This is a genomic window from Bacillus sp. RHFS10 (assembly GCF_016757475.1).
Lineage (GTDB): Bacteria > Bacillota > Bacilli > Bacillales > Bacillaceae > Bacillus > Bacillus subtilis_G.
In genome coordinates this window covers 410099-430742 of record NZ_JAESPO010000002.1, presented here as the reverse complement: position 1 = coordinate 430742, position 20644 = coordinate 410099, and the positions used below count along the sequence as shown (strand labels likewise).

The window sequence follows — 20644 nt, the reverse complement described above, 5'->3', positions numbered from 1 at the left end:
GAAAAAAAGAAGATACCCACTTTCTTTGCCGAATCTTTTCTTGTTTTGTCTAACAGGAAGGGAACCGCATTCTATGGTCGAATACCTAGCTAAAAAGGAGGTATGGGATCATGAATACAAATATGGTAGCAAGTGAACTCGGCGTCTCCGCAAAAACGGTGCAGCGGTGGGTGAAGCAGCTGAATCTTCCGGCCGAACGCAATGAGCTCGGGCACTATTCGTTCACGGCAGAAGACGTGAAGATTCTAAAATCTGTACAGAAACAAATCTCTGAAGGCAAGGCGATTCAGGATATTCATGTGCCTCAAAGCACTAAAAAGCGCACAGGCTTCCTTGTCCAAAATACAAATGGCGACACAGAACGAAGAATCGAGCAGCTCGAACAGAAGCTGAACACCCTATTACTGCAAAAGCAGGACGAAAACGAACTGCTGGCAAGGTTCGAGGAACTGGAACGCCAGCTGAAGCAAAAAGCGGATGAGGGTGTATCTTATCAGCTGCTTCAGCACCGCAGGGAAATTGATGACATCCTTGCAGACATGCAATCACTGACCTCACAAATGAAAGAATTCACCGCCCAGCCGATCCCCGAGACCGCTGCCGCTTCCGAAAAAAACAAAACAAGAAAAAAACCGCTGCTGTCACTGTTCAAATTTCAAACCTAATATAAAAAGCTCCCCGTAAAGGGAGCTTTTTTGATTTACGCAGTAAGCGCAATAATAATTGGAAGTGAAATCAATGACAGAATCGCACTGATTACAAATGCAGAAGCAGTTTCTTCCTCTTGTTTTTCGAAACGAGTTGCAATCATGGCTGCTACGGCAGAACCAGGGAATGCAACAAGAAGGATCGCTTTTGTCATTTGGTCAGCTGGAAGTCCGACTGCAAGAGCAATCAAGAACATTAACGCAGGCTGAACCGCAACTTTGAGCAGCGCAATACCAAATGCTGGTACGCTGAGTTTGATACTGCGGATACCAACAGTAACACCGACAGCAAAGAGAGCCACACCAGATGTTGTGCTTCCAATCTGGTCAAGCATTTTAACACCCAGCTCAGGTAGAGTCACACCGCAAAGCACTAAGATCATACTGATTAATGGAGCAGCTGCAAGCGGCTCAGAAAGACCGTGCAGGATTGATTTTCCTGTCATCTTCCAGAAGCTGTCGCCGCCCTCTTCGTTTTTCTTAGAAGACACACCGACAGTAGCGACAATAATCGCAAGCGGATCAAGAATCGCATTAACAACGATACCTGTAACCGCGATCGGAATCGCAACCTCTTGCGCGCCGAACAAGCTTCCCAGTACAGGAATACCCATAAATGCGAATGTCGGCTGTGCAGAGTTCAAAGAAAATATGGATGAGTTCGTTAAATCATATTTAAACACAAATCTGCAAAGCAATAAAATAACAATATAGAAACCAACAATCCCAATAATTAAAGAAACCATTAACGGAATTTGAGATAAAAATTCACTTCTGGAAGTAGTCAAAATACCAGCGATAAAGTGAGCTGGAAGTGCGTATTTCGTTACTAACGTACTTACCCCTTTTGCCGACTTGGCATCATAACTTCCAAAATGTCCTGCAAACCATCCCAGCACGATAACAAAGAAGATCGGTGCCAGGAGGATTAAGATATCTAAGATGCTCAAAATATTCTCCTCCAAATCCTATGTCCGTATACTTTAGCTTTCCAAAAAGCTTTCCCTCGGACGATGTATTTAATCGCTAATTATTTTGCGATGACTTTTTTGTATTCCGGTGTCCACATGGCATCAAGAACCGCTTGTTTCACATCTTCAGGCTGACGATTTGCTACGCCTTCTTTAATAGCTGCTTCAGCAACGGCAATCGCAACTTGAATAGAAACTTCTTGAAGCTTATCAATGCTTGGAAGCAATCCTGCTCCAGGTGTTTCAAAATCAACCATTTCAGCAATCGCATCAGCAGTTGCAGCAAACATAGCAGGCGTAATCACACGCGCTTCAGCTACAATTGAACCAAGTCCAAGACCAGGGAATGCAAATGCGTTGTTAGATTGTCCGATTTCATAAGAAACACCGTTGTATTCCACATTTTCAAACGGGCTTCCTGTTGCTACAAGCACTTTTCCGTCAGTCCATTTGAATAGATCTTCAGGAGTCGCTTCCGCAAGGTGAGTCGGGTTTGACATCGGCATGATTACCGGACGGTCTACGTGAGATGCCATTTCTTTTATAATTTCCTCTGTAAACGCGCCTGATACACCTGAAGTACCGATTAAGATCGTTGGTTTCGCTTGGCGAACCACTTCATCGAATGGGATTTGGCCTTTTTCATCGCGTTTCCAATCTTTCACTTCATCTACACTGCGAAGGTAAGGTTTTTGGAAATCAAGGATGCCTTCGATTTCTTCAGTCAGCAAGCCTCTGTAATCAATTGTGCAGAAGCGTTTGTTCGCTTCTTCTTCAGATAATCCCGCAAGCACCATTGTGTCACGGATTTGGTCGGCGATTCCGATACCTGCGGAACCTGCACCGAAGACAACAACACGCTGATCTTTAATAGATGCGCCTGTTTTCTTCATAGCAGCAAGCACACCAGCAAGTGTAATCGCGCCTGTACCTTGAATATCATCGTTGAATGTCAGAATGTCGTTGTTGTATTTCTTCATGATATTACGCGCGTTTTTATTACCAAAGTCTTCCCAGTGAAGAAGTGCTTTAGGGAAGAATTTCAGCGCAGCTTTTACATACGCATCAACGAATTCTTCATAACGTTCATCTGAAATACGCTCATGATGGTTACCGATATATAAAGGATCATTTAAAAGTTTTTCGTTGTTCGTACCGACATCAAGCACAACCGGGATAACACGGCTTGGATCAATACCAGCTGCTGCAGTGTAAACAGCCAATTTACCGATCGCGATGTTAATACCGCCTACACCCCAGTCACCGATTCCGAGGATGCTTTCAGAGTCAGTTGCAACGATAAGATCAATATCGCCTGCTGTCGCATGAAGGTTTTCAAAAGCTTTTTCAATACCCTCAATATTGTCGATTGACAAGTAGATACCTTGAGGTCTTCTGTACTCATGGCTGTATTCTTGAATCGCTTCGCCGACTGTCGGTGTGTATACAACAGGAAGCATTTCGCGAAGATGGTTTTTCAGCAATTTATAGAAAAGAACTTCGTTACGGTTTGCCAAATCATTTAAGTAAACATTTTGACGGAGGCGGTCTGGCTGAGCTTTAAACTGCTCATATGCGCGTTTTGCTTGTTGATCTAGAGAAAGTACAGTTGGCGGAAGAAGTCCTTCTAAGCCAAGTTCTTGTCTTTCCTCTAATGAGAAAGCAACACCTTTATTTAAAGTAGGAATAGATAAAACTTCTTTTCCTCTAAGAGTTGTTTCTAAATGGCCTTCCTTCGTTTTTTTTATGTTATTCAAGCAAATCTCCTTCTTTCTTGAAATAGTTAACAAAGTTAAGTAATAACCCATCTTGAAAATCCGATCATGATCTTTATGCGACTTTATGACAATTATTCGAACAATGTCTAAAAACTATTTACATTACGTAAGCTATTGTATGCCTGTGAAAATCAAAATTCAAGGGAAGAAAATTACTTAATTTTTTAATACACTTAATTAAATTTTTTAATTAATTATTATCAGAATATAAAAAAAACACCGGTGTTTTTAGCCGGTGTTTTCTATCTTTATACCCATGCTTCGGGCTATTTTTTAGATTTCCCTGGAACTTCGTGATGGTGTCTGCATCTCGCTTCATACGATTCGGATGCGCCCACCAAAATGACCGGATCATCGTAGGAAGCAGGTTTGCCGTCAATCAGGCGCTGTGTTCTGCTCGCCGGCGATCCGCAGACGGAACAGACGGCTTGCAGCTTCGTCACACTTTCCGCAATCGCCATAATATCCGGGACGACACCGAACGGCTCTCCTCTAAAATCCATATCAAGACCGGCTGCAATCACACGGTAGCCTTTATCGGCAAGGGATGATAAAACCTCAACAATTTCCTGGTCAAAAAACTGCACTTCATCAACCGCAATCACATCCGTACGCTCACTGATATGGTCCCAAATATCTGCAGCAGAAGAAATGGCATAGCTCTTCATGGATGTTCCATTATGGGAGACAACAGCATCTTCACTGTATCGATTATCAATCACAGGCTTAAATACCCTGACTTCCTGCTTGGCGTAAGTCGCTCTCTTCACTCTTCTGATCAGCTCTTCAGATTTCCCCGAGAACATGCTGCCGCAAATCAGCTCAAGCCAACCGCTTTGTTTCATTATGTACATAGGCTCTGTTCCCCTCTTTCTGCCAGCTGTGTTTTAGACAATATAAAAAACAGGCAAGACTGCTTGCCTGTTGAAAAATCTATTATTACTTAAGACCGTATTTTTTGTTAAAGCGATCAACACGACCATCAGCAGAAGCGAATTTTTGGCGGCCAGTGTAGAATGGGTGGCACTCAGAGCAAATCTCAACGCGTACCTCTTCTTTTACTGAGCCTGTTTCAAATTCATTTCCACAAGCGCATTTAACTGTTGCTTTTTTGAAATTAGGATGAATTCCTGCCTTCATTGTATCCATCTCCTTCCGCCCTGAATCCAGTGTGGAAACAGAGTTATTATTTCGGAGCATTGTCCGAAACGCATATAAGAAAATTATATCAGTGATTTACTTCTTTTGCAAATACTATTTACCTTCTTGCAGATGATAGATTTGCCTGTTTCCATTCTTGATTGAGAATGTCGAAAAATTCCTGGTTTGTTTTGGTTTTTTTCATTTTTCTCATGAATTTTTCCGCAAAATCAGGTGAATCAGACATCGTTTTGCGGATCGACCATAAACGATCAAGATGCTCTTTAGGCACAAGCAGCTCTTCCTTGCGCGTTCCTGAACGGCGGATATCGATGGCCGGGAAAATGCGGCGCTCGGCCAAAGAGCGGTCAAGGTGAAGCTCCATGTTGCCTGTTCCCTTGAATTCTTCATAAATAACATCATCCATACGTGAGCCGGTATCGACCAGAGCCGTAGCAAGGATAGTTAAGCTGCCGCCCTCTTCGATATTTCTCGCAGCCCCGAAGAAGCGTTTCGGACGGTGGAACGCCGCAGGGTCAATCCCCCCGGAAAGCGTTCTTCCGCTCGGCGGAATCACTAAGTTGTAGGCGCGGGCAAGGCGTGTGATGCTGTCCATCAGAATGATGACGTCTTTTTTATGTTCTACAAGACGCATTGCGCGCTCAAGTACAAGCTCGGCCACTTTGATATGATTTTCCGGCACTTCATCAAACGTTGAACTGACGACATCCCCAGCCACAGAACGCTCGATATCAGTTACTTCTTCCGGTCTTTCGTCAATCAAAAGCACGATGAGCTCTGCTTCTGGCTGGTTCGCTGTAATACTGTTGGCAATTTCCTTCAGCAGCATCGTTTTTCCGGCTTTTGGCGGTGCAACAATCAAACCGCGCTGTCCAAATCCGACCGGCGCCATCATGTCCATAATTCTTGTAGACAAGAAGTTAGGTTTTGTTTCTAGCACCATTTGACGGTCTGGATAAAGAGGTGTAAGAGCCGGGAAATGCACACGCTCTTTTGCAGATTCGGGATCATCCCCGTTTACTGCTTCAACGTGCAAAAGTCCATAGTAACGCTCATTTTCTTTTGGCGGACGAACCTTGCCTGATACTTTGTCTCCGTTTCGCAAATCGAAACGGCGGATTTGAGAAGCTGAGATGTAAATGTCTTCTGAGCTTGGAGAGTAGTTGATCGGTCTCAGGAAGCCGAAACCTTCAGACTGGATGATCTCAAGAACGCCTTCCATAAACAGCAGATCTTCCTGTTCTGCATTTGCTTTCAGAATGGCGAAAATGAGTTCTTTTTTTGTCAGTTTGCTGTAATAGGAGATTTTATAATGTCTTGCAAGTTCATAAAGCTCTTTCAATTTCATATTTTCCAAAGAGGAAATAGATACGTTTTTCATAAAAACACCACGCTTTTCATAGTCAATATCTTACTCTGTACATATAACCTGCTGCTTTTGCACAACATCCGCCAAAGCACATTCTTTTTTTAACATAAAGGAACTTCTATCGGTAACACTTCCACCCATGATCGGCGCTTTTGTTAAAAGGATTGTCTTAATGAGTTTTGAAGGAAGCGAGGACAAAAACATGAGAAGATCAATACTTATATCGTCTGTATGCGGTAGAAATTAAAACTTTCCTAGTGCTTAAAAGAAGGAATTACGCAGTAAAATTCGCAGCACTCTTTATTTTTACCTTATTTCAGAAAATTATTCAACTGAAATAAGGTTTTGACACTGAATTGATAGAGTTGACTCTTTTTTGCAAAAGAAAAGCAGGCTCACACCCGCTTTTTCTGTTTGTTATGGACGGATTACAAGATTTGGTTTCTTTTTCAAGCTGTGTCTGCCGTCAACAAAGCGGACAGTACCTGATTTTGCACGGATCACTATGCTTTCAGTTGTGCCGACAGAACCTTTAAATTGAACACCTTTTAACAGCTCGCCGTCAGTTACGCCGGTAGCTGCAAAAATAGCGTCATCACCCTTCACAAGGTCTTCCATACGAAGGACTTTGCTTAAATCAAGGCCCATCTTGTTGCAGCGCGTGATTTCTTCTTCATTTTGCGGAAGGAGTTTACCAATTATTTCTCCGCCCAGCGCTTTTAGCGCAACAGCAGAAAGCACACCCTCAGGAGCTCCGCCTGATCCGAACAGGATGTCAACGCCCGTGTGGTCGAAAGCCGTATTGATGGCGCCTGCGACATCGCCATCATTGATCAATTTGATTCTGGCGCCTGCCTCACGAAGCTCAGAAATAATTTTCGCGTGTCTTTCACGGTTTAAGATAGTGGCAACAACGTCCTCAACGTCCTTGTTTTTCGCTTTTGCCACCGCTTTAAGGTTATCAATGGCAGGTGCTTCGATGTCAATGCAGCCCACCGCTTCCGGGCCGACTGCGATTTTTTCCATATACATGTCAGGGGCGTTCAGAAGCGTGCCGTGGTCTGCGACCGCAATAACCGTCAGCGCGTTCCAGCCGCCGCTTGCCAAGATGTTTGTGCCTTCAAGAGGGTCAACTGCGACATCCACGCGCGGACCGTACCCGTTTCCGAGTTTTTCCCCGATATACAGCATCGGCGCTTCGTCCATTTCCCCTTCACCGATCACAACGGTTCCTTTCATCGGAACTGTATCAAAAACATCTCTCATTGCGCTTGTTGCGGCTTCATCAGCCTCGTCTTTTTTTCCCCGGCCCATCCATCTTGCAGATGCCAATGCCGCAGCTTCGGTCACACGCACCAATTCCATTGATAAACTTCTTTCCATTTCAACACGATCTCCTCTCACAAGAAACCATTATGAATTTTGAAGCTGTTCTATTTCTTCGTCAGTCATTCTTTCACGCCAGATTGTCGCTCCAAGCCCCTCAAGCTTCTTCTCAAGGGTGCTGTATCCGCGGTCAATGTGCTCCAGGCCCGTAATTTCCGTGACGCCGTCAGCCATCAGGCCGGCTACCACCAGACAGGCTCCGGCACGCAGGTCGCTCGCCTTCACTTTTGCGCCTTGAAGCTCGACAGGACCTGTGATGATGGCGGATCTGCCTTCTACTTTCATATTGGCACCCATCCGTCTCAGCTCATCAATGTGCTTGAATCTTGCCGAGTAAATGGTGTCCGTTACGACGCTTGTCCCTTTTGCTCTTGTCAGGAGCGCCGTCATCGGCTGCTGCAAATCAGTCGGAAAGCCCGGGTATACGAGGGTTTTGACATCAACCGGCTTTAAGTGCTTCTGCCCGCCGACAATGAGAAGCTGGTCATCGCTTGTTTCAATATGATAGCCCATTTCTCTCAGCTTTGCTGTTAACGACTCCAGATGAGTGGGGATCACATTATCGATCATGACTTCCTTGCCCATTGCAGCAGCCGCAATCATAAATGTACCTGCCTCAATTCTGTCCGGAATGATTGTGTGTTTGCAGCCGTGCAGTTCTTTCACGCCGTCGATTCGGATCACATTGGTTCCCGCACCTTTGATTTTGGCGCCCATGCTCGTAAGCAGTGTCGCAACATCAATAATCTCAGGTTCCTTCGCAGCGTTTTCGATGAGCGTTTTCCCTTCTGCCAAGACAGCGGCAAGCATAATGTTAATGGTTGCCCCTACACTCACGACATCTAAATAAATGCGTGCGCCTCTCAGCCTTTCAGCACGCAAATAAATGGCGCCTTGTTCATTGGTCACTTCAGCTCCAAGCGCTTCAAAGCCTTTGATATGCTGATCAATCGGCCGGGGGCCCAAGTGGCAGCCGCCGGGCAATCCGATGACGGCCTGCTTAAAGCGGCCGAGCATCGCCCCCATTAAATAATAAGACGCGCGAAGCTTTTTTACTTTTCCGTTAGGAAGCGGCATGCTGATCATCGACGTGGGGTCAACAACCATCTCCCCATTCTCGAAATGCACGTTGCCGCCGATTTCCTTTAACAGGTCACGCAGCGTTTCAATATCTGAAATCTCTGGAAGCCCTTCAATTGTCACCTCGGAATTTGCCAAAATGGTTGCAGGTATTAATGCAACGGCACTGTTTTTAGCGCCGCTGATATGTACTGTACCGTTTAACGAGTCACCGCCGGCAATATTCAACTTTTCCATGATAGTCTCCTTCCATAAGAAGATAGCTGCGGAGCTAAATAAAATGTCATTTTATTCTGTCTCTGCAAATAAAGCTCATGTCCAAAATCTAGCCAATTCGAAGAGAAAGAATACAACACATTGTAAAATATCAGGAAGAAAATAGCGAAGCTTTGCGGGGCACAGGTTTCGAAAATGCACAGAGACCCGCCGGCTTGAGAAACAACGTCGTCATCCGGCAAAAGCAGTACGCAAACACTTCATTCCGATATCAGCTTCTGCAGCCCAATGATTCCTTCTCTGTAAAGCGGCGTCAGCATCTGAAGGTCCGCTGTATCAGGACGGTGAAAAACAAAGGCTGCGGCAAACAGGCATAAGCTGTTTGCCGCCCTTTGAATTATTTATTCCAGTCTGCCAGGAATTGTTCGATTCCTTTGTCTGTTAACGGATGCTTAGTGAGTGAATGAATGACTTTCAGCGGCATGGTGCCGATATGGGCCCCTCTTAGAGCGGCTTCTGTCACGTGTTGCGGATGGCGGATTGACGCCGCAATGATTTGCGTGTCAAGACCGTGAATGTCAAAAATGGCTTTGACGTCTGAAATCAGGTCAAGTCCGTTGTGGCCGATGTCATCTAAACGTCCCAGGAAAGGAGATACATACGTTGCCCCTGCTCTGGCAGCAAGAAGCGCCTGGTTTGCATTGAAGATCAATGTGACGTTTGTTTTGATGCCTAATTCAGTAAGGGCTCTTACAGCTTTTAGACCGTCAGACGTCATCGGGATTTTCACCGTGATGTTCGGAGCGATTTTCGCCAGTTCTTTTCCTTCCTCGATCATCTCTTCAGCTTTTAAAGAAATAACCTCAGCGCTTACAGAACCTTTCACGACGTCTGTGATCTCGCGAAGACGGTCGTGGAATGATACGTTAGCTTCTTTTGCTACTAAACTAGGGTTCGTCGTTACACCGGCAAGAACTCCTAATTCATTCGCTTCTCTAATTTCATCGATATTGGCTGTATCAATAAAAAATAACATGTTCAAAAAGCCTCCTTGAGTAAGAATTTTTCTGAATTGCGAATATGATTGCGCTTTCTAAAGATAGACGGAAAACCGCCTGTCAAGCTGTCAGGCGGCTATAAAAGTTCCAATTAAATTAAGCTTGGTTTGATGAACCAAATTCACGCATTTTACCGATAACTGTTTCTTTAATCGCTTCACGAGCAGGTCCAAGGTATTTACGAGGATCGTATTCGTTAGGCTTAGCTGCCAATGTATCGCGAACAGCTTTTGCAGAAGAAATTTGGTTTTCAGTATTTACGTTGATTTTAGCTGTACCAAGTGAAATTGATTTTTTGATGTCAGCAGTCGGAATTCCAGTACCGCCGTGAAGAACTAATGGAAGACCAGTTGTTTTACCGATAGCTTCCATTTCCTTGAAACCAAGGTTTGGTTCGCCTTTGTAAGGGCCGTGAACAGAACCTAATGCAGGTGCAAGGCAGTCGATGCCAGTGCGCTCAACAAGTTCTTGGCACTCTTTAGGGTCAGCGTAGATTACGCCTTCAGCGATAACGTCATCTTCTTGTCCGCCGACTGTTCCAAGCTCAGCTTCTACAGATACTCCGTGGAAATGAGCAAGCTCAACAACTTTTGAAGTTGTTTCAACGTTTTCTTCAAATGGATGGTGAGAAGCGTCGATCATGACAGATGTGAAACCTGCATGAATCGCTTTCGCACAAGATTCAAAGCTTGAACCGTGGTCTAAGTGAATCGCAACAGGAACTGTCACTTTATACTCTTCCATAAGTGCTTTTACCATAGCTACGACTGTTTTGAAGCCGCCCATGTAGCGTCCCGCACCTTCGGAAACACCAAGGATCACTGGAGATTTTTCTTCTTCAGCTGCTTGTAAAATCGCTTGAGTAAACTCAAGGTTGTTTAAGTTAAATTGTCCTACAGCGTACCCTTTTTCTTTAGCTGTATTCAACATTTCCGTCATAGAAACTAAAGGCATGTCGAATGTCCTCCTTATGTAGCCTGATTGTCTTCTAGCGAAAAAAGCTTTCCACCCTAGCATGACCCATATATTGCTGTCATATGTAAATACTCAGATCGCTTTTTCTCCATAACTAGAATACCAACTTTTCGACAAATGGGCAACACAATGACATCATTCATTTGTATCTTCTTTGTTAATTAGACTTCAGGGGCAGATATTTTTTCACGGCATCTCTGATTTCATCGATATCAAAAGGCTTCGCAAAATGCGTCAAAGCGCCCAGTTCCTTTGATTCCTGGATCATGTCGAGTTCTCCGTATGCCGTCATGATGATCACCCGAATGTTTTCGTCAATGACCTTCATCCGTTTTAAAATTTCAATTCCGTCCATCCCGGGAATTTTCATGTCCAGAAGCACAAGGTCGGGCCGTTCTTTTGTCACGATGTCAAGCGCCTGCAGGCCGTTTGCAGCCTGAAACGTCTGGTAGCCTTCTTTATTGAATACTTCGTTAAGCAAAATACGTATGCCGTATTGATCATCAACGATTAAAATTTTTTCATTCATCATTTTACACCCCAATATTATGATTTTCGTCAAAAGTAAGCAGTAGTGTATGTATTCTGTTTGATTTTCCTATTTCCTTTAATTATAATAGTCTACTTTACGACATTTTCTGAGCATTTTCTCTTTTGTTGTATAATGATATTGTACGTTATAAAGGAGGATTCACTTATGTTGAAAATATTTACGACGCAGTTAACAGGTATTTTTTCCCGCATTCAGGATAAGGAATCTGACGCGATTGAAGATGGGGCACGGCTGCTTGCTCAAGCGGTGATCAGCGGGCATTCCATATATATATACGGAGCAAATGAGCTTCAGGGCGTCTTATATGAGGCTGCCGAAAGCACAGAGCCGCTGCCTTCTGTCAAACCCTTTCCAGAAAGCGCTGATGAAGTGACAGAAAGCGACAGGGTGCTGATGTTTTGCTCAGGGGCGGGCACTGCCGAAGAGCAGGCGCTCGCGAAAGAGCTTTATGAAAAGGGTGCGGGAATCGTATGCGTATCGCCGGCAGCTAAAGACAGCGCGGGAATTGAACAATATTGTGATGTGCATATTGATTCCAAATTAAAAATGCCGCTTGTTCCCGATGAAAACGGCACCCGTTACGGATTTCCCTCTTTAATGACGGCACTGTATGTTTACCATGCTTTATCGTTTACATTAAAAGAAATTTTGCAAGAGTATGCATAATACCTTATTGTACATGCTGTATCTTGCAGGAAACAAATAAAAAAGACTTGCCCGCTTTTAATAAAAACGGCAAGTCTTTTTTATTACTTCTGATTTGCAGCTTCGACAGACGCTCCGATAAAGCCTTTGAATAGAGGCTGAGGTCTTGTCGGTCTTGATTTGAACTCTGGGTGGAACTGAGAAGCCACGAACCAAGGGTGGTCTTTCAGCTCGATGATTTCAACAAGGCGTCCGTCAGGGCTTGTGCCTGAGAAAATGAAGCCTTGGTCTTCCATTTGCTGTCTGAATTCGTTGTTGAATTCATAGCGGTGGCGGTGGCGCTCGTACACCACTTCATCCTGATACACTTCAAAGGCTTTTGTGCCTTCTTCAAGCTTACAAGGGTAAAGGCCGAGACGGAGCGTTCCGCCGAGATCCTCAACATCCTTCTGTTCAGGTAGAAGGTCGATGATCGGGTATTGAGTTGACGGATCAATTTCAGCTGAGTGAGCGCCTTTTAAGCCCAATACGTTTCGTGCGTATTCAATAGAGGCAACCTGCATGCCCAGGCAAATGCCCAAGAACGGAATGTTGTTTTCGCGCGCGTATTTTGTTGCGACAATTTTGCCTTCAACACCGCGGTCTCCGAATCCGCCCGGCACGATGATGCCGTCCGTTCCGCTTGTAAGCTCTTCAATGTTGCTTTCCGTTACTTCTTCCGCGTTGATCCATTTCACTTTTACATCTGTGTCGAACGCATAGCCCGCATGGCGGAGTGATTCAACGACAGAGATGTACGCGTCAGGAAGCTCAACGTATTTACCGACAAGGCCGATCGTGATCGTTTGAGACAGATTGCTGACCTTGTTAACAAGCTCTTTCCACTCGGACATTTCCGCTTCTTTGCATTCCAATCGCATGTGCTCGCAAACAAGCTTATCAAGCCCTTGTTTTTGAAGCTCAAGCGGAATGGAGTAAAGGTTGTCCGCATCCTCACACTCGATAACAGCTTTTGTATCAATGTCGCAGAATAGCGCGATTTTATCTTTCATATCTTGAGAAATCGGCATTTCTGTACGAACGACGATGATGTTTGGCTGAATGCCCAAGCTGCGCAATTCTTTTACACTGTGCTGTGTCGGTTTTGTTTTCAATTCGCCCGCAGCTTTAATGTAAGGTACAAGCGTACAGTGGATGTACATGACATTTTCACGGCCGATGTCGCTCTTCATTTGGCGGATCGCTTCAAGGAATGGCAGTGATTCGATGTCCCCGACAGTTCCGCCGATTTCTGTAATAACGACATCTGCGTTTGTTTCTTTCCCTGCGCGGTAAACACGGTCTTTCAGCTCGTTTGTGATGTGCGGGATAACTTGTACAGTTCCGCCAAGGTAGTCTCCGCGTCGTTCTTTTTTAAGAACTGTTGAATAAATTTTACCTGTTGTCACGTTGCTGAATTTATTCAGGTTGATATCGATAAAACGCTCATAGTGACCAAGGTCCAGATCTGTTTCAGCGCCGTCATCCGTTACGAATACTTCACCGTGCTGATACGGGCTCATTGTTCCCGGGTCGACGTTGATGTATGGATCGAATTTTTGAATTGTCACGTTCATTCCGCGGTTTTTCAGCAAACGTCCTAATGAAGCTGCTACAATACCCTTTCCAAGTGAGGATACGACTCCCCCTGTTACAAAAATATATTTCGTCATTTCGTTTGCTCCTCTCTTCGCTCTTGGCTACATTTTTAAAATGTACTGTTTTATAGAAAATCATTTAGCCTTTTAAATGATTTATTAAGAAAAATGAGGGGTGAAAATAAGAAAGCTCCCTTTCAATTTCTTGAAAGGGAGCATAAACGCACTATGTTCTCTCTTCGTTTTTGAAGAGCCCAAAATACATACTACATAGTTCGACTTTGAAAGTCAAGATTGTTTTAAAGATGAGCTTTTACGATTTGAGATCCTTATCGTCGTCGTCTTCTTCGTCTTCTTCATCTTCATCAACCAGGTCTTCTTCGATCTCAAGTTCGTCGTCGTCTTCATCAAGATCTTCATCGTCAAAATCATCGGTATCAAGATCAAGTTGTTCCTCGACTTCATCCAAATCAATGTCGTCTTCGTCGATCTCTTCAAACTCGTCAAGATCAAGATCTTCTTCGACTGCTTTCTTCGCTTTTTTCTTTTTCGCTTTTACGGTCGGCTGCGTTTCTTCGTCAAGCTGATCATACGGATACCAGCTGCGAAGCCCCCAAGTCTGGTCAGAAAGCGCGAGGAAGCGGCCGTCAATGTTTAAATCTGTATAAAATTGAGCGATGCGGTCTCCAAGATCTTCTTTTGTCACGCCGAGCAAAGATGCAATTTCATTTAAAAGCTCCTGAAAAGGAACTGGTTTTTTATGTTCTTCAAATAATTCGTGAGCGATTTCGACTAAAGCCATTTCCTTTAGCTCTTCCTGTGAATATTGTTTGATACCCAAGGTCGGACACTCCCTTTCTATTACTTATATGTATCTGTTTTATCAATAATGAAAGCGTTTTTGTATCATTCTTATACAAACCATACCTCTCATTATAAACAAAATAAAACAGAATATGCTACCCTTAACAGCGTTAATTTAAATAATTTTACAAGAGTGATCCGCCTGACAGATGTTTTGCGTCAATCCGAGAGCATTCTGGAGATGACCAGTCTTTGAATTTCTTGAGTGCCTTCATAGATTTGCGTGATTTTCGCATCACGCATATAACGTTCAACCGGATAATCCTTTGTATAGCCGTAGCCGCCGAAGATCTGTACGGCTTCGGTCGTCACCTTCATCGCCGTATCCCCCGCCAGCAGTTTGGACATGGCGGAAGCTTTTCCATATGGAAGGCCTGACGATTCAAGCCACGCCGCCTGATAGGTCAATAGCCTTGAAGCTTCTGTCATTGTAGCCATATCCGCGAGTTTAAAAGCGATGCCCTGATGCTCGGCGATCGATTTACCGAATTGCTTTCTCTCTTTTGCATATTGAACCGCCGCATCAAGCGCCCCCTGAGCGATGCCTACGGCTTGAGCGGCAATGCCGTTTCTGCCTCCGTCAAGCGTCTTCATGGCGATTTTGAAGCCTTCCCCTTCTTCTCCTAGACGGTTTGCTGCGGGCACAACACAATCTTCGAATGTGATTTCCGTTGTCGTAGACGAACGGATTCCCATTTTCTTTTCTTTCTTGCCTGCAGAAAATCCTTCGAAATCCTTTTCTACAATAAAAGCGGAGATGCCTTTTTTCTTTTTCACGGGATCCGTGACTGCAAAAACAATGTAAATATCCGCGATCCCGCCGTTTGTAATAAACATTTTGGAGCCATTTAACACATAGTCATCACCGATTCGTTCAGCAGTTGTTTTCATGCCGCCGGCGTCAGAACCGGACCCCGCTTCAGTCAAAGCGAAAGCGCCGATCTTCTCTCCGAGGGCCAGCTGTGTTAAGTGCTCTGCCTTCTGTTCTTCCGTCCCAAAGGCAAAGATCGGCCAGCTGCAAAGAGAGATATGGGCGGAAAGCGTCACACCGGTGGAGGCGCACACTTTTGACAGCTCCTCCACCGCGATGACGTAGGCCAGATAGTCACTTCCGATTCCTCCGTATTCTTCAGGCCATGGAATTCCCGTCAGCCCTAAATTCGCCATCTCCCGAAACAGCTCGTGATCGAAGCGTTCTTGTTCGTCGCGTTCTGCTGCTGACGGGGCCACCTCATGCTTCGCAAAATCGCGCACCAATTTCCTTATCATCTCGTGTTCTTCTGACAATGAAAAATTCATTGCTTCTCCCCCATTTTCTTATCAGCGCCTAAGACAGATTGGGCCAGAAGCTCTGCGACATCATACGTTTTGACCCGGTCTTCGGCTTCTTTTGCCTTTGTGCCGTCCCCAAGCATCGTGAGACAGTACGGACAGCCGGAGCTGATCACCGATGGGGTGACCGCGAGCGCTTGCTCTGTTCTGGCGACGTTAATCCTGTTACCCGTTTCTTCCTCCATCCACATTAACCCTCCGCCGGCGCCGCAGCACATGCCGGTTTCCCGGTTTCTCTCCATTTCAATCAGCTGCACGCCCGGAATGGCTTTCAAAATCTCCCTCGGCGGATCATAGACTTCGTTGTACCGTCCCAAGTAGCACGAATCATGGAAGGTAATCGTCTCTTGAAGAGGGTGCTGCGGTTTTAATTTCCCGTTCTTCACCAGCTCAGCCAATACTTCTGTATGATGAAAAACCTCGCCTTCAAATCCGAAATCCGGATATTCGTTTTTAAATAAATTGTATGCGTGTGGGTCAATCGTAACGATTTTTTTAACATGATTTTTTTCAAATTCAGAGATATTCTTTTCAGCCAGCTCTTGGAACAAAAATTCATTACCGAGGCGGCGCGGCGTATCCCCTGAATTTTTTTCTTTATTGCCGAGGATCGCGAAGGACACGCCCGCGTGATTGAGCAGCTTGGCAAAGGAGACCGCGATTTTCTGGCTTCTGTTGTCGTAAGACCCCATGGAACCGACCCAGAAAAGGTACTCAAATTCCTTTCCCTCTTTTTTCATTTCTTTTACGGTCGGAATCTCGGTATCCGGCGCCGCGTCACGCCAATTTTCACGTTCCTTGCGGTTGAGTCCCCACGGATTTCCCTGCCGCTCGATACTGGTCATAGCGCGCTGTGCGTCACTGTCCATTTTCCCTTCTGTCAGCACAAGGTAGCGGCGGAGGTCAATGATTTTATCCACATGTTCGTTCATGACCGGGCATTGATCCTCACAGTTTCTGCAAGTCGTGCACGCCCAAATTTCTTCCTCTGTGATGACATCGCCGATCAAGCTCGGATGGTATTCAAGCGCGGCGGCGGCTTCCTGCGATCCGCTTCCTGATGAGGCCGCCGCCAGCTGATTGCCTTTCGTATGCCGAAATGCTGCCGCGGGCACCCATGGCGAGCGTGAGGTGACGGCGGCGCCTTTTTCTGTGAGATGATCCCTGAGACGCAAAATCAAGTCCATCGGCGACAGCATTTTTCCGGTGCCTGTTGCCGGACACATATTGGTACAGCGGCCGCACTCAACACACGCGTACAGATCAAGCAGCTGGGACTGCCTGAAATCTTCAATTTTTCCCGCGCCGTAGCTTTCTTTCGTTTCATCGGTAAAATCTATTTTTTCAAGCTTTCCGGCAGATTCCATCCTATTGAAAAAGACATTGGCAGGGCCGGCGATTAAATGGGCATGCTTTGACTGCGGCACGTATACCAAAAAACTCAGCAAAAATAGAAGATGCATCCACCATGCGATATAGAAAATCACCGCCGCCCCTGTTTCTCCTACTCCGCCAAGCAAAAACGCAATACCTGATGCAATCGGCTCGCTCGATGAAAGCCCATGCCCATGCCAGATCAGATTCATCCCGTTTCCAAGCAGAACCGTCAGCATTAATCCTCCGATAAAAATGAGAACAAGTCCTGCTTTGAAGCCGCGTTTCAGCCTGACGAGTTTTTCAATATAACGTCTGTAGAATGCCCAGACCACAGCGATTAAAATGAGAAACGTAACGATTTCCTGAAAAAAGGTGAAGGCGGGATAGACAGGGCCAAGCGGCAGATTCCGATCGGGAGCCAGTCCTTTAATAATAAAGTCAATTGCTCCGAACTGAACCAATATAAACCCGTAGAAAAACATGACGTGAATGATTCCGCTTTTCTTGTCCTTCAGCAGTTTTTTCTGTCCGAATACATTCACCCATATGGCGCGAAGCCGTTCCCTGATCCGATTATCAAAATGTTCTTTCTGCCCGAGTCCGATGTAGGCCAGTCTCGTTTTGACCAAGTAGACAAACAAATAAACAGCGTAAGCGGTTACAACCAGAAATAACAATGCATTTGCGATGAGAAAGCCGCTCATTCCAATTCCCCCTTTTTACTGATAAAGACCGCGATCCCCTACCTCCGAATCTGTATAAGATTACCTTTATGATAAATAATGAATGAGTGTTCAGTCAATAATTAAATTCCCGCTGTTAGGGCACACTACCCTTACTACAGAAAGGAGTGCCGGGATGAAGATATTTTTCGTGATTCTTATCATTGGCATTATACTATTGGCTTTCATACTGTTTGATATCTTCATGGGGCGTGCCGTTTACAAAAAAAACGCGTACGAGCCTGTTTTTTCAAAAAAGAAGAGTGATATCGAATTGATCCACTGCGGTGCTGATCTTGTGGAACGGATGATGAAAGATATCAGCCAGGCCGCTTCCTCTGTTCACGTGATGTTTTTTATTATGAAAAACGATGAGGTCAGCCACAATATGTTTACGCTGCTGAAAACAAAAGCCCAAGCCGGTGTTTCAGTTTATTTGCTGCTGGACTGGTCCGGCTGCCAAAAAATCAAAAAACCGGCGCTGGAGACGATGAAAAATGCCGGGGTTCATGTGCATTTTCTGAACAAACCTCGTTTTCCTTTTTTCTTTTTTCATATGCAGAAACGGAATCACCGGAAAATCGCTGTGATAGACGGAAAAATCGGTTATATCGGCGGGTTTAACATCGCTGAGGAATACCTTGGAAAGAAGGCGAAGTTCGGCAATTGGGAGGATTATCATCTGCGTATGAAAGGAGAAGGGGTGCATGATCTTCAAACGCTTTTCGCTTCCGATCTGAAACGAAATACCGGAATCGAACTTGGCACGGATGTTTGCCCGGATCGTCCGCAAGGGAATATCTCTCATAAGATTTATGCGACTGACGGTTATTCTCTTGAAAAAACGTATTTGGCAAATATCGCGCAGGCAAAAAAACGCATTACCATTTGTACACCGTATTATATTCCGACAAAACCGCTTCAGCAGGCCTTGGTCAAAGCCAGAAAAAACGGTGTAGCCGTTACGATCATCGTGCCGATGAAATCAGATCATCCGCTGGTCCGAGAAGCAGCTTATACCTATTATTCGGAGCTCTTGGATGCCGGCTGCCTGATCTACCGTTTTTATCAGGGGTTTTATCATGTGAAAGCCCTGATCATTGACGATCATTTCAGTATCATCGGAACCGCCAATTTTGATCAGCGAAGCTTTTTTTTAAATGAAGAAGTGAATGTTGAAATCGATAATGAGGCATTTACAAAAGAAGTCTATGCCACGATTGAAGAGGATATGAAAAGGTCGGAGCTGCTGACAAAGGAAAATTTCAAAAAGCGCACGTTCAGGCAGCGTCCGGCGGAATGGCTTGGCAGAGCATTATCTTATTTTTTATAAAGGAGAGTTCCTATGATTTTCAGATTCGGGTTCGTTTCAAACGCGATGAGCCTTTGGGATGCGTCTCCCGCTAAAACACTGACATTCGCGCGTTATTCCAAGCTTGCAAAGGATGAAAGACAAGAAGCCCTGCTGTCCGTAACAAAAGCCAATTTGCAAAATACACTGAGAACTCTTCACTATATCATCGGCCACAGCATTCCTTTGTACCGTTTTTCCAGTTCGATTGTTCCGCTGGCCACGCATCCCGATGTCATGTGGGATTTTGTAACACCGTTTCAAAAAGAGTTTCGGGAGATCGGGGAGCTTGTCAAAACACATCATCTGAGAACAAGCTTCCATCCAAACCAATTCACCCTGTTTACTAGCCCGAAGGAAAATGTCACAAAAAATGCGGTAACCGATATGGCGTATCACTACCGCATGCTTGATGCCATGGGCATTGCTGACCGCTCTGTTATCAACATTCATATCGGCGGCGCTTACGGAAATAAAGAAACCGCCATTGCACAATTTCATCAAAATATAAAGCAGCTGCCTAAGGAAATCAAACAGCGGATGACGCTTGAGAATGACGATAAAACATATACGACGGAAGAAACGCTTCAGGTTTGCGAACAAGAGGACGTTCCATTCGTCTTTGACTTTCATCATTTTTACGCCAATCCAGATGATCAAGCTGACCTGAATGAAGCACTGCCCCGGATGATCAAAACGTGGGAGCGGATTGGGCTGCAGCCGAAAGTTCACCTGTCCTCTCCAAAATCGGAGCAAGCCATACGCAGCCATGCCGATTATGTTGACGCCAACTTTTTGCTGCCGCTGTTGGAACGCTTTAGGCAATGGGAAACCAATATTGATTTCATGATTGAAGCAAAACAGAAAGACAAAGCGCTTCTCCGCCTGATGGATGAATTAAGCTCCATCCGCGGTGTCAAACGCATCGGCGGAGGCACACTGCAATGGAAATCATAAATGTGCATTATCAGGTTTAAGGTTCGTCCGCCCTGGGAACATACGCTATATAAGACAACAATGATGGAGGAGAAAGAACATGAAAAATATCAAGTCTCTAAAAGTAGCCGCACAGGCATTTACTTTAAGAAATTTGATTCATCTTTATAAAATGTGCCATTCCGGCAGCCACGAGGTCTATATTTATTCGAAGAAAACGATGTGCAAAATCAAAAACTTAATTGAGCTTGAGACGTTCCGCATGGCTCATGATGAGAAAGAATATCTCATTGTAGTGGAAGGCACAAAAGCGTCCCAGCTGGTTGAAAAGTTTCAAAATATCATCGAACCTGCTGAAAAAGAAGCGCTCTGACTTACATATAAAAAGGATAGACGTCGATGTCTATCCTTTTTCTTATGATCTTACATAATGAAGCTGAACCGCCTGTCCAAATTGTTTCAGCCCTTTTAACCGCAACTTTTTTTCATATGTTAACTCGTGAAACAGCGGGATGCCTAGACTGGA

The 20644-nt window shown here is 44.9% G+C and carries 20 protein-coding genes and 1 pseudogene; 5 read left to right on the top strand and 16 right to left on the bottom strand.

Going from position 1 to position 20644, the window contains the following annotated elements; translation table 11 throughout:
• The first annotated feature begins 110 nt into the window (after positions 1-110).
• Entirely contained in the window at positions 111-665 is a 555-nt protein-coding gene (gene racA / locus JMN17_RS08820; protein WP_087992709.1) for a chromosome-anchoring protein RacA, read from the top strand.
• A gap of 35 nt (positions 666-700) precedes the next feature.
• On the opposite strand, the gene JMN17_RS08815 is transcribed toward racA, so the two are convergent.
• The 11 genes from JMN17_RS08815 to spo0F all read right to left on the bottom strand — a co-directional run bounded on the left by JMN17_RS08815 (position 701) and on the right by spo0F (position 11233).
• Positions 701-1657 carry an AEC family transporter gene (locus JMN17_RS08815; protein WP_087992710.1) on the bottom strand — a complete coding sequence of 319 codons (957 nt, stop codon included), beginning with the start codon at positions 1655-1657 and terminating at the stop codon, positions 701-703.
• 80 nt (positions 1658-1737) lie between these two features.
• A complete protein-coding gene (gene malS, locus JMN17_RS08810) occupies positions 1738-3435 on the bottom strand; it encodes an oxaloacetate-decarboxylating malate dehydrogenase (RefSeq protein WP_187441503.1) in 1698 nt (565 codons plus the stop codon).
• Between the two features lie 287 nt (positions 3436-3722).
• A complete protein-coding gene (locus JMN17_RS08805; RefSeq protein WP_087992712.1) occupies positions 3723-4310 on the bottom strand; it encodes a thymidine kinase in 588 nt (195 codons plus the stop codon).
• Between the two features lie 85 nt (positions 4311-4395).
• The gene (gene rpmE / locus JMN17_RS08800; RefSeq protein WP_003151132.1) at positions 4396-4596 is read right to left on the bottom strand and encodes a 50S ribosomal protein L31; all 201 of its coding nucleotides are present in this window, start codon (positions 4594-4596) and stop codon (positions 4396-4398) included.
• A 118-nt stretch (positions 4597-4714) separates the two neighbouring features.
• Complete coding sequence (gene rho, locus JMN17_RS08795) at positions 4715-5998, bottom strand: transcription termination factor Rho (RefSeq protein WP_010328939.1); 1284 nt, start codon at positions 5996-5998, stop codon at positions 4715-4717.
• Between the two features lie 30 nt (positions 5999-6028).
• Positions 6029-6190, bottom strand: a complete 162-nt coding sequence (locus JMN17_RS08790; protein WP_141113417.1) for a hypothetical protein — start codon at positions 6188-6190, stop codon at positions 6029-6031.
• Positions 6191-6403: 213 nt separating this feature from the next.
• The gene (gene glpX, locus JMN17_RS08785) at positions 6404-7369 is read right to left on the bottom strand and encodes a class II fructose-bisphosphatase (protein ID WP_202327922.1); all 966 of its coding nucleotides are present in this window, start codon (positions 7367-7369) and stop codon (positions 6404-6406) included.
• Between the two features lie 30 nt (positions 7370-7399).
• Entirely contained in the window at positions 7400-8689 is a 1290-nt protein-coding gene (locus tag JMN17_RS08780; protein ID WP_087992715.1) for a UDP-N-acetylglucosamine 1-carboxyvinyltransferase, read from the bottom strand.
• A 376-nt stretch (positions 8690-9065) separates the two neighbouring features.
• Positions 9066-9704, bottom strand: a complete 639-nt coding sequence (gene fsa, locus JMN17_RS08775; protein ID WP_087992716.1) for a fructose-6-phosphate aldolase — start codon at positions 9702-9704, stop codon at positions 9066-9068.
• Between the two features lie 118 nt (positions 9705-9822).
• Entirely contained in the window at positions 9823-10680 is an 858-nt protein-coding gene (locus tag JMN17_RS08770) for a class II fructose-bisphosphate aldolase (protein ID WP_087992717.1), read from the bottom strand.
• Between the two features lie 178 nt (positions 10681-10858).
• Entirely contained in the window at positions 10859-11233 is a 375-nt protein-coding gene (gene spo0F, locus JMN17_RS08765) for a sporulation initiation phosphotransferase Spo0F (protein WP_003227621.1), read from the bottom strand.
• A gap of 165 nt (positions 11234-11398) precedes the next feature.
• Here spo0F and JMN17_RS08760 point away from each other — a divergent pair, with 165 nt between their 5' ends.
• Positions 11399-11920, top strand: coding sequence for a DUF2529 domain-containing protein (locus tag JMN17_RS08760; RefSeq protein WP_087992718.1), 522 nt, complete (start codon positions 11399-11401; stop codon positions 11918-11920).
• 83 nt (positions 11921-12003) lie between these two features.
• Here the strand turns inward: JMN17_RS08760 and pyrG are convergent, their stop codons facing one another.
• The 4 genes from pyrG to JMN17_RS08740 all read right to left on the bottom strand — a co-directional run bounded on the left by pyrG (position 12004) and on the right by JMN17_RS08740 (position 17813).
• Positions 12004-13611, bottom strand: a complete 1608-nt coding sequence (pyrG, locus tag JMN17_RS08755; RefSeq protein ID WP_087992719.1) for a glutamine hydrolyzing CTP synthase — start codon at positions 13609-13611, stop codon at positions 12004-12006.
• Positions 13612-13849: 238 nt separating this feature from the next.
• Positions 13850-14377 carry a DNA-directed RNA polymerase subunit delta gene (gene rpoE / locus JMN17_RS08750; RefSeq protein WP_202327921.1) on the bottom strand — a complete coding sequence of 176 codons (528 nt, stop codon included), beginning with the start codon at positions 14375-14377 and terminating at the stop codon, positions 13850-13852.
• A 182-nt stretch (positions 14378-14559) separates the two neighbouring features.
• On the bottom strand, positions 14560-15699 hold the full coding sequence (locus JMN17_RS08745; RefSeq protein WP_202327920.1) for an acyl-CoA dehydrogenase: 1140 nt from the start codon (positions 15697-15699) through the stop codon (positions 14560-14562).
• Positions 15696-17813, bottom strand: coding sequence for a heterodisulfide reductase-related iron-sulfur binding cluster (locus JMN17_RS08740; RefSeq protein ID WP_087992722.1), 2118 nt, complete (start codon positions 17811-17813; stop codon positions 15696-15698). The genes JMN17_RS08745 and JMN17_RS08740 overlap by 4 nt, the downstream gene beginning before the upstream one ends.
• Positions 17814-17967: 154 nt before the next feature.
• Between JMN17_RS08740 and cls the strand changes: the two genes are divergently transcribed.
• The 3 genes from cls to JMN17_RS08725 all read left to right on the top strand — a co-directional run bounded on the left by cls (position 17968) and on the right by JMN17_RS08725 (position 20491).
• Positions 17968-19164 carry a cardiolipin synthase gene (gene cls / locus JMN17_RS08735; protein ID WP_202327919.1) on the top strand — a complete coding sequence of 399 codons (1197 nt, stop codon included), beginning with the start codon at positions 17968-17970 and terminating at the stop codon, positions 19162-19164.
• A 12-nt stretch (positions 19165-19176) separates the two neighbouring features.
• Complete coding sequence (uvsE, locus tag JMN17_RS08730) at positions 19177-20139, top strand: UV DNA damage repair endonuclease UvsE (RefSeq protein WP_087992724.1); 963 nt, start codon at positions 19177-19179, stop codon at positions 20137-20139.
• A gap of 79 nt (positions 20140-20218) precedes the next feature.
• Positions 20219-20491 carry a hypothetical protein gene (locus JMN17_RS08725; RefSeq protein WP_010328953.1) on the top strand — a complete coding sequence of 91 codons (273 nt, stop codon included), beginning with the start codon at positions 20219-20221 and terminating at the stop codon, positions 20489-20491.
• Positions 20492-20533: 42 nt separating this feature from the next.
• Here the strand turns inward: JMN17_RS08725 and JMN17_RS08720 are convergent.
• A pseudogene (locus JMN17_RS08720) lies at positions 20534-20635 on the bottom strand (dihydrofolate reductase); the annotation flags it as partial.
• Between the last annotated feature and the right edge of the window lie 9 nt (positions 20636-20644).